Raw genomic sequence first — 14436 nt, 5'->3', positions numbered from 1 at the left:
CCGAGGCGCAAACGTATAGACGGTTCGCACCCGTCCTCGGACGAAGGTGACGCTCCCCACGACACAGCTGCTCTACGTCACGACGTTCGCGCTCGCGACCGTCGGCTGTCTGGCCGGCGCGTGGCGCGCCGCCGAGCGCCTGCGGGGCGACGTGCGCTGGGGACTCGTGTCGCTGTTCTGCACGTCGGGGCTCTGGGCGGCGCTGACCGTCGCACAGCTCGTCGCGACGACCGAATCCGCGAAGGCCGCGCTGTTCACTGTCGGCCTCGTCGTCGGCTTCGCCACCGTCGGCTGCTGGCTCTACTTCGTCTCGGCGTACTCCGGGCGAGCGTTTCACCGCGACCCGGCGCTTCGCCTGGTCGCCCTCGTAGGGTTTCTCGTCGTCACGTCGGTCAAACTCTCCAACGTCGCCCACCACCGATACTTCAGCCACACCCTCGAAGTCGACCCGTTCCCACATCTGGTGTTGATGCGCCACTGGCCGCACTGGGTCGTCACAGCCGTCGCGTACACGCTGGTCGCGGCCGGCTTCGTCCTCCTGGTTCGAATGTACGCCCGGTCGGGTCAGGATACGGGCCGCGTCACTCTGCTCGCGGGTGCGGCCGGGGTGCCGATCGTCCCCGACGTCGTGTCGGTGTTGCGGCCGGACCTCCTCTTGGGGGTGACGTACGAGCCGGTCGGGGTGGCCGTGTTCGCTGTCGGCTCGCTGTTCGTCGTCGAGAGCGACTTCGATCGACTCCGCACACCGGCGCGCACGCAGGTCATCGACGACCTCCGCGACCCGGTCGTCGTGCTCGACGATCGTGACCGCGTCCAGGACCACAACCCGGCCGCCGCCGACCTGTTCGCGCCGGCGGCCGAACGCCTGGCCGTCGGTGAACCGGCCCCGGCGGCCCTCGCCGAGACGGCCGATGGCGCGATGGACGAGACGCCGGTCGTCCTCACGGTTGACGGTCGCCCGCGGCACTACGTCGTCCGGCGCTCTCCCGTCGACCTCGGCCCACATCGGCTCGGGCGCGTCTGTGTGCTCACCGACGTCACACGGATCGAGAGTCAGCGGCGGGATCTGCGACGACAGCGACAGGAGATGGACAACTTCGCCGAGGCGGTCGCCCACGAACTCAGAAACGACCTCAACATCGCGGCCGGCTACGCCGACATCCTCGGCGACCGGCTGACGGCCGACACGACGGACGCGACGGCGATGCGGGCGGCCGACGCGATCGGCGCGGCCCACGGGCGGATCGACGACGTCGTCGGCGATCTCGCGACGCTCGCCGAACTCGCCCAGTCGACGTTCGAGGTCGAACCGCACGCGCTCGGATCGGTGGTCGACGACGCCCGGGCAGGGCTGGACCACCAGGACGTGCGGGTCGTCGCTGGCGGCGACGGCACCGTCGTCGCCGAGGGGAGACGGCTCCGGGAGCTACTGTCGAACCTCCTCGCGCACGCTGCGGCGCGGGACGCCGAGCGGGTGACCGTCGCGCCGACCCACGACGGCTTCGTCGTGCGACACGACGGGCGGCCGATCCCGCACGACAGAGCGGCCTCGGCGTTCCGGTACGGTACCGCCGTGACGGAGGGGATCGCGCTGGCGAACGCGGGAGCGCTCGCGCGGGTCCACGGCTGGTCGCTTGACCTCTCGACGACCGCGACCGGCGAGACCGAGATCGCCGCTCACGGGGCCGAGACGACCGTCGGATCGGCGCGTGGGCCGGTCCCGGCCGCGGAGTCGAGGGCAGGGGCAGGGTCAGGGTCGGGGTCGGGGTCGATCGAGGAGGCGACCAGGGAGGCCGGTCAGTCCTCGCCGCGCGCCCGCTCGAACATCGACAGCGCCGCCTCGCGGCGCTCGGAGTGATCGACGATCGGCTCGGGGTACGCCGGCGCGGCGTTCCGGCGCTGGAGGGGTGAACACTCGTGCCACGAGTGCACGACGGAGGGGTCGACGCCGCGCAGTTCCGGCACGTACTCCGCGATGTACTCCGCGTCGGGATCGTAGCGCTCGCCCTGGGTCATGGGGTTGAAGATGCGGAAGTACGGCTGGGCGTCGGTGCCCGTCGAGGCGGCCCACTGCCACCCACCGTTGTCGTTCTGCGTATCGTGATCCGCCAGCTTCGCTCGAAAGTGGGCGTAGCCGTGCCGCCAGTCACAGCGGAGATCCTTCGTGAGAAAGGAGGCGACGATCATCCGCACGCGGTTGTGCATGTACGCCTCCTCGCGGAGCTGACGCATCCCCGCGTCGACGATGGGGTAGCCCGTCTCGCCCGCGCGCCACGCCGCCAGCTCCTCGGGGTCGTCCCGCCACTCGATTTCGTTCTCGTACTCCTTGAAGTTCTCCGTGACGACCTCGGGGTTGAAGAAGAGGACGTGCGTGTAGAACTCGCGCCACGCCAGCTGTGACTGGAACTCCGCGACCGACTCCTCCGCTTTTTCCTCGCCCGCCTCGGCCATCGCCGCCGCCGTCGCCGCGTACACCTCGCGGACGCCGATCGTCCCCCACTTGAGATCCGCCGAGAGCCGCGAAACCGCGTCGCGCGTCGGGTAGTCTCTGTCCGATTCGTACCGGAAGACGGCGTCGTCGCAGAACCGGTCGAGCCGCTCGCGGGCCGCCGCCGTCCCCGCGGTCGGGACCGTCGCGTCGGGTGCCTCGAAGCCGAGGGCTTCGATCGAGGGGAGGTCGCCGGTCGTCTCGGCGTCGACCGCGGCGAGCGCCCCCTCGTCGGGGTCGGGGTACGGATCGGCCTTCTCGCGGTCGCGCCACTTCTTCCAGAAGTAGGTGTACACCGAGTACGGATCGCCCTTGTTCGTCGTGATCGAGCCGGGTTCGTGGTGGAGGTGGTCGTGGACGGACTCCCGCGCCACGTCGGCGCCGTCCAGCGCCCGCCGGACCGCCGCGTCGCGCTCGCGGGCGAGCCCCGAGTAGTCCTTGTTCCAGACGACTCGGTCGGCGTCGAATTCGCGGGCGACGCGGACGACGACCTCGCGCGGGTCGCCGCGGCGGACGACCAGATCGGAGCCGAGCGCCCGGTAGCGCTCGCGCAGTTCCGCTAGCGCGTCGAGCATGAACCGGACCCGCGGCGCGCCGGCGTGTGCGAGTACTGCGTCGTCGAAGACGAAGAGGGGGACGGTCGGGCCCGCGTCCGTCGCCACGGAGAGTCCTCGGTTGTCCGCGGTTCGGAGGTCCCGGCGGTGCCAGTGAACCTGCATACCGGCCCCAAGGACGGACTCGTGGTGAAGTTACCGACCCACCGGTCGGCGTTCGTACCTCGCGACGGTCGGGGGTCGTGACTGGTCACACGGCCGTCCGGTCCGCTCGACGGCTAGTGCGGACGGCGTCAGTCAGGCGATCCGACCGGTTCACGGCGTCCTACCGGGCCGAACCGTCACGTAATCCGTTAGTATCCGGTTCATACCTAACTCCGGATCCGGCGAACTCCCGAACGACGCCCGGCCACGGGCCAGCTCCACCTATGCACCTTCGCGCGTTCGTCGGCTCGCTCGCCCACCCTGCATACACCGGGCAGGCCCGCGACCCCGGGTTCGTCGTGGCGAACGTGCTGGTCGTGAGCCTCCTCGCGGTCGCGGCCGAGTCGCTCGTCCCTCTCGCCGGGTCGGTGCTCATCGCGGTCGGCTTCGCGTTGCTCGTCGGGCGCGGCTACGCCATCCCGGGGACGCCGTGGGCACTCCGGGCTGTCGAGCGGCGCGCGGACGCGCTCGCCACACCGGGGCCGGAACGGATCCCGCGGGACGAGCGGGAGCTCCTCCGGGCCGGCGTTTTCGCGGTCCGGGGCGACGAGTTCCGACCGACCGAGTCGTTCGCCGCCGCCTGGAGAACCCACGTCGTCACCGCGGGGCGGCGCGAGAACGACGCCCGGTCGCTCGCCGTCGTGCTCGGGCTCCCGTCGGACGCGGTGCGCGTCGCCCCGGTCGGCGAGTTGCTCGTGGCCGAGGCGCGGGAGCGACGGCTCGGCGCGTGGCTGTCGCGGGCTGCCCTCGTCGCCGACACGGCCAGCATCGCCGAACTGCGCCGGTTCTGTCCGCAGTGGGACCTGCTCTCGCCGCGGCTCCGCGGCGCGATGCTCGCTACGCTCCGACTGTACCTCGACGTCTGCCCCGTCTGCGACGGCGAGCTCAGCCTCGACCGCGCGACCAGTCGCGTTCCGGGCGCGGTGGACACCGTCGTCGCGGTGACCTGTACGGGGTGTGACGCGCGTCTGTTCGAGAGCGGCTTCGTCGCGAGCGTCGCCGTGGCCGACGACGACACCTCGCCGTCGGTCGTCGGCCACTGACCCCCTGGGACCCGATCCCATCCGATCCGACCCGATCCGACCCGATCCGACCTGCGCCGACCGTGCGACCCTGACTCTCGGATCAGAGCGGATCGCGGTGACCGTCGAGGACGGCGTAGCGCTCGTCGCGGCGGTCCTCCAGCCAGGTCAACAGGCGTGCGGCCCACCGGAGCTTCTCGGCTTTCATCGCGTCGACCCCGGGGTCGTCGAACTCCCAGCCGACGAAGACGAGCGACCCCGCGCCGAGGTGGTCGGCGAGGAAGGCCGCCCGGTCGCCGTCGGTGAAGCCACCGAAGTTCTCGACCGGGGGGACAGGTGCCGCCTGCGTCGTCGGGATCGTGTCGCCGAGATCGAACTGGGGGAGCCACTCGCGGACCGCGGGGACGTTGTCGCCGTGGGCGTGCGCCGCCACCGGCGTCCCGGCGCGGGTGAGCGCGACGGCCGTCTCGGGGTTCTTGTCCAGATCGGTCACCATGAGGTCGACGACCACCCCGTGGTCGCGGCAGACGTCCGCGGCGGTCGAGGCGGCGAAGACGTGGTCGGCCGCGGCCGCCCGGTCGACCTCCGCCGCCAGCGAGGGCGCGGCACCGACGACCGCGACGGTGTCGCCCGCGACGCGCCCCCCGAGCGTCTCGGTGTCGAAGCACGCGCGATCGGAGACGAGCGATTCGAGAACGTCCCGGGCCCGCTCGTCGGCTGCGCGCTCGAAACCGAACGCCGCGAGGATCTGCTCGTACACCGGTTCCCATTCGGCGAAGTTCATCGGTGTCCCTCCGGGGGCGCGTCGCGACGAGGCCGCCGCTGGCGAGCGAAAAATAACGAACCGCACGAGCCGGAGTGGCAGCGTGTACCCCTACCCGCGTGCCCCTCCGGCCTCCGCATTGTCGGTTTACGGTAACCCTGCATAAGTTTTCTCGTCCGTGAATGTCGGTCGGGATGGCTGTTCAGTTCGTCGGAAGCCGTTCGAGCGCGGCGTCGAGGGCGTCGGTCACACCGCTGCCGGCCGATCGGAGTCGTGCGTACCCCCCAGGCGTGCCGAACAGCAACAGGCGGTCGCCGTCGGCCGCCGTCACGAGCGTCACGCCGGCCTCGCGGGCGGCGTCATCGAGCGCCGCGCGCTCGTCGGTCGACGCGCCGGTCAGTTCGACGGTCCTGACGACGCTCTCGGCCGCCGTCTCGGTCGCTCCGCCGACCCGATCGAGGTGGCGTGTGGCGTCGCCGGGGGTCGCCACGTCGAGTTCCTCCACGTCGATCTCTCCCGCGACGCACACTCGGTCGCGCGTGAACGCCCGGCCGATGAGCGCCGCGTCACGCGTCTCGGCGACGTCGTGGGTGCGAATCACGTGTGCGCCGCGCTCGACCGCCATCGACGTCGCCGCCAGCGAGGCCGGCAGCGCCTCGTCGGTCGAGCGGCCGGCAACCTCGCGGAGGAAGTTCTTGCGGTTGATCGAGACGAGGATCGGGCGGCCGTACCCCCGGAACTCCCGGAGGCGACGGAGCGTCTCGCGGTCCTGGTCAGTGGTCTTCGCCTCGGACCACCCGCCGAACGCCGGATCGACGATGGTCTTGTCGGTAAAGCCGTTCAGCGCCAGGGCGTCGTAGATGTCGTCGACCTCCTCGACCGCGCCGGGCCGTTCGAGGTCCGGGGGAGAGGCCATCTTGGCGACCGCGACGTCGTGCTCCTCGCAGACGCGCGGCATCTCGGGGTCGGCGAAGCCGCAGATGTCGTTCACCATGTCGAACCCCCCTTCGAGGGCCGCCTCGGCGACTTCGTGGTAGCGCGTCTCGATCGAGAAGACGGCGTCGCCGGAGACGCTGTCGAGCACCTCCAGTGCGGTTTCGAGCCGATCGAGTTCGCCCTCAGCGGAGAGCACCTCGAACTTCTTGTTCGCGGATTCGAGCCCGACGTCGACGATGTCCGCCCCCTGGTCGATGAGTTCGGTGTCGACGTACTCGGCCGCCGCACCCGCGTCGTCGAAGACGCTCGGCTTGTACGGCGACTCCTTCGAGACGTTCAACACACCCATGATCCGCGGCGGGGCGTCGTCACCGATCTCCAGGCCGGCAGCGTTGACCGTTCGCATACGCCCGCTGAGGACTCGGTGAACATATGCCGACCGGTCGCGGCGACGGCCGTGCGGCGGGTCCGGCGTCGACCGACCGGGTGACGGACTCGCGAGTCACGCTCTTTTTGTCCGCCGCCCCGGTACGACGAGTATGGCGAAGGTCAGCATCGGGCTCCGCGGCTGGCGGTTCGAGGAGCGCGAGGTGTTCACTCAGGAAGGGGAGTTCCGACCGCTCACCGAGATCCCCGAGGAGGCCCGACAACGGCTCGTCCGGCTGTCACTCATCGTCGAGCGCGCCTGCGACGCCTGTTATCTCGTCCACGGCGACGAGGAGAAAAAGCGGTGCCGGCAGGCGACGATCGTCTACGGCGAACCGCTCGACGAGGTGTTGCTCTGTGACGACCACGAGGCCGACTTCCTCTACTGGTTCCGCGAGGAGAGTGGGCGCGAGCTCGTGGGCGACGACGAGTTCCGCGACGCCTTCCACGAGTGGTTCGCCGGCGGCGGCCGCGCACCCGACGGATACGCCGGGCTCGACTACGTCGAGACCGACCCCGACGCGCTGCCGGAGCCGCCGGATCCGAGCGAGATCCAGCGGCGGCTCGAGGAGGCGAACGAGTTCGAGGGCGAGCGGATCGACCTCCGCGAGGGAACGGGACTCGACCGCGGAACGGGCGACGGGGCCGACGACACCGATGAAGAGGGCGACGACGCCGACGCGGGCGACGAGGAGAGCGAGACCGACCGGGAGTTCGCCGACGTCGACTTCGGAGCGGACTACCCGACGCGATGAGCTCGGAGCCGCCCGCCGCGCCCGTGGTCGTCGTGGTCGAGCCGCAGACGCCGGGGAACGTCGGGACCATCGCCCGCGCGATGAAGAACTTCGGCTTCTCGGACCTCAAGCTCGTCGACCCCCCCGAGATCGACCGCGAGAGCGAGGCGTACGGCTTCGCCGGCCACGCCCGCGAGGACGTCCTGCCGGCGGCCGACGAGGTGACGTTCGACGAGGTCGTCGAAGGGTACCACACGGTCGGGTTCACCGCGATCACCAACGAGGACGCCCGCCGGCACGTCCGCTTTCCGTTCCGAACGCCGAGCGAGCTCGCCGACTCGCTCGCCGCGGTGGAGACGCGGACGGCGCTCGTCTTCGGCCGGGAGGGGACGGGGCTGTCGAACGCCGAACTCGAACGGCTCGACGAGGTGTGTTCGATCCCCGCCTCCGCTGAGTACCCCGTGTTGAACCTCGGCCAGGCCGCGACCGTCGCGCTGTACGAGTTGCGGACGCTCACGCTCGGGCCCGACGGCGACCGAACGCAGTTGCCGGACGTCGAGCGCGAGCGCGCGGCCGAGGCCGATATCGACCGATTTCACGAGTTCTTCGGCTCCTTCCTCGCCGGCGTCGAACACCGCGAGCACAAGCGCGAGAAGACCCTGCGGATGATGCGGCGACTCGTCGGGCGCGCCCACCCCACTGAGCGCGAGATCACCACGCTCACCGGCCTGTTCCGGAAGGCCACGGAGCGGGTCGATCCGCCCGACTCCTGAGCTAGCGCTCGCGGCGGGCGAACAGCACGTCGGCGAGCATCGAACACACCGTCTCGTCGGCGTCGTTCGTCGTCACGATCGACAGGCGGACGAGCCCGCGCTCGGGCCGTTCGGCCTCGCGATCGACCACCTCGATCGTCGCGGTGAGCGTATCGCCCGGCGTGACGGGCCTGCGCCAGCGGAGTTCGTCGACGCCTTTCGCCCCGAGCGCGGCCGAGTCGGCGAAGAAGCCGTCGACGAGCAGCCGCATCGTCATCGCGGTTGTGTGCCACCCGCTCGCGATGAGCCCGCCGTAGATCGACTCTTCGCGGGCGCGCTCTGGGTCGGTGTGGAACCACTGTGGGTCGTACTTTTCGGCGAACTCACGGATCTCCGACTCGGTCACGTCGTACGAGTCGAGCGCGAACGTGTCGCCGACCGCGAGGTCCTCGAAGAAGACGGTCATGGCCGAGGGTTCGCCGGTCGGACCCAATAGCCTGTCGTCGCTCGGTGGAGACGTGATCGCCGGGCGATCCGCCCGAGGACCGGCTCAGCAGTCGGGGACGGCGCGGCGTGATCTGACGAGCCGGCAGAGCGTATCGCGTTTGAGGAGCGCGAAGCCGACGAACACGACGGCGAAGCCAGTCACGGCAGTCGCGCCGAGGACCTGCCCCAGGAGAGCCCAGCTCACGACCGCCGCGACGACCGGGACGAGGTAGTTGACCAGGTTGAGTTCGGCGGGGCCGACCCGATCGAGGAGCTCGAAGTAGAGCAGGTAGCCGAAGACGCTCGACGCGAGGACGAGATACGCGAACGCGGCGAACAGGGTCGGGGTCCAAGTGGCCGCCCACGCCTCGCCGCGGACGGCGCTGGCGACGTGGAGGACGACTCCCCCGGCGAGCATCGTCCAGGCGATGTGTGCGGTCGCGGGGAGTCGGCTCCGGAGCGGACGGCTGGCGACGCTGCCGAACGCGAAACTCGCCGCGGCGAGGAAGACGAGCGTGACGCCGACGAGCGCCGTCGAGCCGAACCCGATCGCGGTGGGGTTCGCGACGACGGCGACGCCGACGAAGCCGAACGCGAGCCCGGCACCGCCGACGGTGTCGACGTCCCCGTCACCGAGCAGGGAGTAGTCGAACAGGACCGTCAGGAGCGGAACCAGGCTGACGACGATGGCGGCGATGGCTCCCGAGACGTAGCCCTGGCCGAGGTACAACAGCGCGTGGAAGGCGGCGATGAGCAAGACGCCGTCGACGGCGACCGAGAGCCACTCCGAGCGTCGGGTCGGGAGCCACCGCTCGCGGGTGATCGCCGCGTAGCCGAGGACGATCGCGCCCGCGACATCGTAGCGGAGCGCGGCGAACAACAGCGGAGGGAGGCGTTCGAGTCCGACCTCGATCGCGACGAACGACCCACCCCAGATGGTCGCAAGGAGGACGAACAGAACCGGTGCAGATTGGAGGTTTCTTTGGCCGAATCTCATTCTATCGAATCTACTTCGGTTTCAGAGCCGGAGAGTTGTTAAATGCTTCTACAAAGAGACGAGTTGTTGTTGAATGTTCCTCCCAGTTCGGCGCGGTTCGTTGGCTGTCGCTCGCGCGGACGCGGTCGAGGTGATACGGAGATTCAAGACCCCCAGGCCGGTAGCGGGGTGCATGGACGAACGCGACGTCAGGCTGTTGAAGGCCATCTCGGACCTCGGGACGGGGAGCCCGGATCGGCTCCACGAGGAGACGGGCATCCCGGTCTCGACGATCCACTACCGGCTGAACAACCTCCGCGAGGCGGGCGTCATCGAGAACGACCTCTACGACCTCGATCTCGACGCCGTCGGACTGGGCGTGACAGTCATCGTCGAGGTGCTCGCGGACTACGACCGCTACGAGGACATCTCGGAGAAGCTCCTCGCCGTCGAGGGCGTCACGCAGCTGTACTTCACGATGGGCGAGACGGACTTCGTCGTCGTCGCCCGCCTCCCCGACAGCGACGACGTCGAACGGCTCGTCCGTGACTTCGAGTCGATCCCCGAAGTCGAGCGGACCAACTCGACGTTCGTCATCGCGAGCCTGCGCGACAGCGCCCGCCCGCTCCAGAGCTACGGCCTCGACAGCCTCCTGGAGGCGCTGGTGGACGAGTGAGACGGACCCGGGCGAACCGGCGAGTGGGTGATGGCGGAGCTGGTACATGAGTCAGTGAGCGGGCCGCGTCCCGCGCTGCTCACTCACCCCTCGCGAGCCGCGAGGCTGGGGAGGTTCGAGGGGTATCGCCGGGCCCGGATGCCGTCTCTCCCCGTCTGTCTCAGTCGCTGATTTTCGCCTCAAACGGTGCGCGTTACGGACACAGGGTCTCTCACGCCGACGCTCCCGGACGTCGAAACGTGTCAGCAGACAGTACGAGCAACGCGGCGAATCCGCTTCAGGCGCGCTTCTGGATCTCCTCGCGCAGGACGTCGCTCACCTGGCCGCCGTCGGCCTTCCCTCTGAGCGCGCCCATCGCCTCGCCCATGAGCGCCGAGAACGCGCCCATCCCCTCCTCGTCGATCTGGTCGGCGTTGCGCTCGACGACTCCGACGACCGCCTCGCGGACCTCCTCGTCGCCGACGCCGGCGAGGCCCGCCTCCTCGACGGCCGCTTCGGCCGTGAGGGATGGGTCGTCGGCGAGCACGGTCAGCACCTCGCCGATCCCCTCCTTCGCGAGGTCGCCGCCGTCGACCAAGAGCAAGAGGTCCAGGAGATGCTCGTCGGTCAGACGGTCGACGGCGACGTCGTCCCGGCGGAGTTCGGTCAGCGTCGACTCCAGCGTGTTGGCCGCCAGCGTCGGGTCGACGCCCTGCTGTACTGCTGTTTCGAACAACGTGAAGCGGCGGCCGTACGCCACCTGTTCGGCGAGCCCGGCGTCGAGGCTGTGCTCGCGCTGGTAGCGCTCGGTCTTCTCGGTGAGCAGTTCGGGGACCTCTACCTCGGAGGGATCGGGGTCGACGGGCGGGACGTCCGTCTCGGGGTACATCCGCGCCGCGCCCGGCAGGGGACGGAGGTAGCGCGTGGTTCCCTCCTCGGTGGCGTCCCGGGTCTCCTCGGGGACGCCGTCGAGCGCCGTGCGGGCGCGTTCGGCGACCGCGTCGATGGCGATCTCGGCCGTCGCCGTCCCGTCGGCGACGAGCGCCACGGCGTCGTCGGGCCCGGCCCCGACCGCCTCGCGCAGGGCCGCGACTTCCCCCTCGGTCACGCCGTAGGCCGGCAGTTCGTCGGTGTGGAAGACGCCGCCCGCGCCGTGGCGCTTCGCGTGGTCCGACAGTTCGGTGCCGAGTCGGCGATCGGGCTGGAGCTCGTGGCCGACGAGAGCGTCGAAACCGGCGAGGCGGACGGCCTGGACCGACCCGCCCGCCGAGAGCGCCCCGGCGATGACGCCCGACTCCGTGTCTGCGAAGACGTCGGTGACGTCCTGCGGTTCGCCCACCGACGCCTCTCGCTCGTGCAAGCGATCGCGGATCTCCAGCAGCTCGACCTGCCGCTGTACTTCGAGGCGAACGATCTCGTCGATCTGGTCGAGCGCCTGGACGCCCTTGATCTCCACGCGGGCACCGTCGGCGATCGAGACGTTGACGTCCTGCCGGATGGTCCCGAGCCCCCGTTTGACGTTCCCCGTCGAACGGAGCAACATCCCGATGGTCTCGGCGGCCTCCCGCGCCTGCTCGGGCGAGGAGATGTCCGGCCCGGTGCCGATCTCCACCAGGGGGATCCCCAGACGGTCGAGCGACCACCGCACGCCCGCCTCCGTGGCTTCGACGCGCTGGGCCGACTCCTCTTCGAGCAGGAGGTCCTCGATCGAGACCGGCCCCTCGGAGGTCGAGATCTCGCCGGCCTGTGCGACGAGCGTCGTCCGTTGAAACCCGGAGGTGTTCGAGCCGTCGATGACGAGCTTCCGCATGACGTGGGCCTGATCGACGACGTCCATCTCGAGGAGGGCGGCGATCTGCATCGTCACGTCGAGCGCCTCGCGGGAGAGCCGCGACGGCGGCTCGTCGTCCTCCTCGACCAAGCAGGTCGTGTCGAATCCGAGGTACTCGAACTCGCGGTCGACCCGGCTCTCCTCGAGGGCGGCGTCGTCGAGTTCGCCGAGTTCGCTCTTCGTCGGGTGGAGATAGCGGGTGAGCGTCCGCTCGGCCTCGTCGGGCTCGCGTCGCTCGGTGGGACACTCGCAGAACAGTTTGCGCGAGGTGTCCAGTTGCTGGTGGATCTCGAGCCCGGCGACGAGCCCGAGGTCCGCGTAGTCGTGCGCGCTCATTGGTGTCCTCTCCGAACGGCGGGCCTAAAAAAGGCTCCAGTTCCGCCGTTCGCTACGTCCGGAGTGGTCCGTCGGGTGCTTCCGGACGGAGATCCCGCCAGGCCGCCTGTTGAAGTAGCCGCCGGGCGTACACCCACGCATGTCCCCGTCTCGGACGTGCATCCGGACGGCCGTGGCCGTCCTCGTCGCCCTCCTCGTGGTGCAGGTCGTGGCGACGCCCGTCGCCGCCGTCGACGGCGGCGGGACGGCCCCGCCGACAACCACCACGGATCCCGCGGACGCGGATGCCGGTGGTCCGTTCGCGGACCGCCACGCGCCGAACGGGCCCGCGGTCAACACGAGCTACACGTTCGCGTCCGACGAGCGAGCCGGGGTCGTGCGACTCACCGTCGCGTACACCCTGCCCGACTCGGTCACGGTGTTCCGCGTCCGACTGCCCGGAATCGCTGGGTCGTCGGTGTCGGTCGCCGACAGCGACGGGTTCGACCGACGTGACCAGACGACGTTCGAGTGGACGCGGTCGGCGTCGACGCGGACGCCGACGCTCGATCTGCGGCTGACGGTTCCGACTGACCACATCGCCGCCGGGAGTCGGGGCGTCGAACGGGACGAGTGGGCGTTCGCGACCGCCCCGCGGACCGGGGTCGGCATCACGTACAGCGGTCCCCGGCCGCGGTTCGTCTCGACGACGACGGTCGAGAGGACGGGCTACGGAGCCGACCGGATGGCGTTCATGGGGCCACACGACGTCGTCGAGACGGACGAGGGCACCGAAGCGGTCACGTTCGTGGTCGGCAACGACACGGCGGCGGCGAACCTCTCGTCCGCCCGGGCGTTCCTCGACCGGGCGCGGGGCCGGTTCGACTTCGGCGTGCGTCGCGACCGGCTGGTCGTCTTCGTGCTGCCGACGGAGGACCACGCCGCCGCCGCCGAGGGGACGTTCGTGACGGGCGAGGCGTCCGGCGACGCCTTCTGGGTGACCGCCGACGCCACCAGGGTCACCGAGCCCGAGAACGCCTTCGCACACGAGTACGTCCACTCGCGACTGGGCGGGGTCGGCAACGGCTCAGCCGCGTGGCTCACCGAGGCCACCGCGGAGTACTACGGCTACCTCTCGACGCTGAACGCCGGCGGCGCGTCCTACGAGGCGTTCTACGGGGCGACGACCGCAGAGCGCTTCGCCCCGAACCGGACGGCGGTGGTTCTCGCGGACCGGGAGAGCTGGCGCGGGACGCTCGGCGACTACGAGAAAGGGGCGCACGTGCTGGCCGCGCTGGACGCCGAGATCCGCGACCGAACGAGAGGCGAGCGGACGCTGTACGACGTGTTCGTCACGACCCGGGCGTTCGACGACTACGACGCCTTCCGGGCGCAGGTGGTCGAGACGACGGGTGACGACGCGATCGGCCCGTGGCTCGACCGCTACGTCACGACGGACGCGCTCCCACCCGTCCCCGACGACCCGACACGCTACGTCCACGGTCCCGACCTGGATCCCGACGGTGACGGTCTCACCAGTCGGGCGGAGGTCGAGAACGATCCGGAGACGAACCCCTTCACGGCGGACACGGACGCCGACGGGCTGGACGACGCCCGCGAACACGAGATCGGGACCGACCCGACGGATCCCGACACCGACGGCGACGCACTCTCGGACGCTACCGAGCGCACGGTGGGCACCGATCCGACGAGCCCCGACACCGACGGCGACGGGACGAACGACGCGATCGACGCGTACCCGACGGACCCGTCCGTCCGAACGGACCGGCCGAAACGGAGCGTCGAGGGTGGGACCGAGGCCACCGACGGGAGGTCGACCGACTCGGCGACCACGGCCGACGACGGCACCACGCGGGGCGACGACGTCACGACGGAACGGGTCGAAGCAACGGGAGAAGAGATCGCCGAGCGCGTCGACACGCCGGGGTTCGGAGCGGGCCTGGCGGTCGCGGCGGGCGCTCTCGTGGGGATGCGACTACTGTTGCAGAACCGCGATTCGTCCTAGACGCGCCGGAGACCGTCGCCGATCCCTTCGGCTTCGCCGCACTCGGGACATTCGTAATGCCACCCGTCCTTCGTGGCTCTGCCCTCGGGGAACTCCGCGGCACACTTTCGGCATACGAGCATGTCTCGACCGGACTGCTTTGTTATCTGCATCCCCGCCATAGTGACATGAACACCTGCATGTAGCTTCAAGATGTCGTTTTTCCTCGGTTTCGAGACGCGTTCACACGCAACAAACGCAGCCCGGGGGACGGGCGACGAGTTCCGCG

Annotated in this window: 13 protein-coding genes; 6 read left to right on the top strand and 7 right to left on the bottom strand. The window is 70.2% G+C overall.

Annotation, left to right across the window (positions count from 1 at the left end):
• Positions 1 to 46 precede the first annotated feature (46 nt).
• Entirely contained in the window at positions 47 to 1858 is a 1812-nt protein-coding gene (locus NKJ07_RS03920; protein WP_318569290.1) for a sensor histidine kinase, read from the top strand.
• Here NKJ07_RS03920 and NKJ07_RS03915 read toward each other — a convergent pair.
• Entirely contained in the window at positions 1798 to 3207 is a 1410-nt protein-coding gene (locus tag NKJ07_RS03915; protein WP_318569289.1) for a cryptochrome/photolyase family protein, read from the bottom strand. The genes NKJ07_RS03920 and NKJ07_RS03915 overlap by 61 nt on opposite strands.
• 263 nt (positions 3208 to 3470) lie before the next feature.
• On the opposite strand from NKJ07_RS03915, the gene NKJ07_RS03910 reads away from it, so the two are divergent.
• Positions 3471 to 4289, top strand: coding sequence for a DUF8054 domain-containing protein (locus tag NKJ07_RS03910; protein WP_318569288.1), 819 nt, complete (start codon positions 3471 to 3473; stop codon positions 4287 to 4289).
• 82 nt (positions 4290 to 4371) lie between these two features.
• On the opposite strand, the gene NKJ07_RS03905 is transcribed toward NKJ07_RS03910, so the two are convergent.
• On the bottom strand, positions 4372 to 5052 hold the full coding sequence (locus NKJ07_RS03905; RefSeq protein ID WP_318569287.1) for a 6-hydroxymethylpterin diphosphokinase MptE-like protein: 681 nt from the start codon (positions 5050 to 5052) through the stop codon (positions 4372 to 4374).
• Positions 5053 to 5233: 181 nt separating this feature from the next.
• A complete protein-coding gene (locus NKJ07_RS03900; protein WP_318569286.1) occupies positions 5234 to 6373 on the bottom strand; it encodes a dihydropteroate synthase in 1140 nt (379 codons plus the stop codon).
• Between the two features lie 133 nt (positions 6374 to 6506).
• Here NKJ07_RS03900 and NKJ07_RS03895 point away from each other — a divergent pair, with 133 nt between their 5' ends.
• Together NKJ07_RS03895 and NKJ07_RS03890 are read left to right on the top strand one after the other, a co-directional pair.
• The gene (locus NKJ07_RS03895; RefSeq protein WP_318569285.1) at positions 6507 to 7148 is read left to right on the top strand and encodes a DUF8114 family protein; all 642 of its coding nucleotides are present in this window, start codon (positions 6507 to 6509) and stop codon (positions 7146 to 7148) included.
• A complete protein-coding gene (locus tag NKJ07_RS03890) occupies positions 7145 to 7900 on the top strand; it encodes an RNA methyltransferase (protein WP_318569284.1) in 756 nt (251 codons plus the stop codon). The genes NKJ07_RS03895 and NKJ07_RS03890 overlap by 4 nt, the downstream gene beginning before the upstream one ends.
• Position 7901: 1 nt before the next feature.
• On the opposite strand, the gene NKJ07_RS03885 is transcribed toward NKJ07_RS03890, so the two are convergent.
• On the bottom strand, positions 7902 to 8345 hold the full coding sequence (locus tag NKJ07_RS03885; RefSeq protein ID WP_318569283.1) for a MaoC family dehydratase: 444 nt from the start codon (positions 8343 to 8345) through the stop codon (positions 7902 to 7904).
• Between the two features lie 84 nt (positions 8346 to 8429).
• Positions 8430 to 9362: a DMT family transporter gene (locus NKJ07_RS03880; protein WP_318569282.1), complete on the bottom strand. Its 933-nt coding sequence runs from the start codon at positions 9360 to 9362 to the stop codon at positions 8430 to 8432.
• A gap of 172 nt (positions 9363 to 9534) precedes the next feature.
• On the opposite strand from NKJ07_RS03880, the gene NKJ07_RS03875 reads away from it, so the two are divergent.
• The gene (locus tag NKJ07_RS03875; protein ID WP_318569281.1) at positions 9535 to 10017 is read left to right on the top strand and encodes an Lrp/AsnC family transcriptional regulator; all 483 of its coding nucleotides are present in this window, start codon (positions 9535 to 9537) and stop codon (positions 10015 to 10017) included.
• A gap of 277 nt (positions 10018 to 10294) precedes the next feature.
• Here the strand turns inward: NKJ07_RS03875 and gatE are convergent, their stop codons facing one another.
• Positions 10295 to 12163 carry a Glu-tRNA(Gln) amidotransferase subunit GatE gene (gene gatE / locus NKJ07_RS03870; protein WP_318569280.1) on the bottom strand — a complete coding sequence of 623 codons (1869 nt, stop codon included), beginning with the start codon at positions 12161 to 12163 and terminating at the stop codon, positions 10295 to 10297.
• 139 nt (positions 12164 to 12302) lie between these two features.
• On the opposite strand from gatE, the gene NKJ07_RS03865 reads away from it, so the two are divergent.
• A complete protein-coding gene (locus tag NKJ07_RS03865) occupies positions 12303 to 14168 on the top strand; it encodes a hypothetical protein (protein WP_318569279.1) in 1866 nt (621 codons plus the stop codon).
• On the opposite strand, the gene NKJ07_RS03860 is transcribed toward NKJ07_RS03865, so the two are convergent.
• The gene (locus NKJ07_RS03860; RefSeq protein ID WP_318569278.1) at positions 14165 to 14290 is read right to left on the bottom strand and encodes an HVO_2901 family zinc finger protein; all 126 of its coding nucleotides are present in this window, start codon (positions 14288 to 14290) and stop codon (positions 14165 to 14167) included. The genes NKJ07_RS03865 and NKJ07_RS03860 overlap by 4 nt on opposite strands.
• Positions 14291 to 14436 lie beyond the last annotated feature (146 nt).

Origin of the sequence: Salinigranum marinum (assembly GCF_024228675.1) — an archaeon.
Classification (GTDB): Archaea; Halobacteriota; Halobacteria; order Halobacteriales; family Haloferacaceae; genus Salinigranum; species Salinigranum marinum.
The sequence above is the reverse complement of the archived record's forward strand: the minus strand, read 5'-3'. Positions and strand labels throughout refer to the sequence as shown.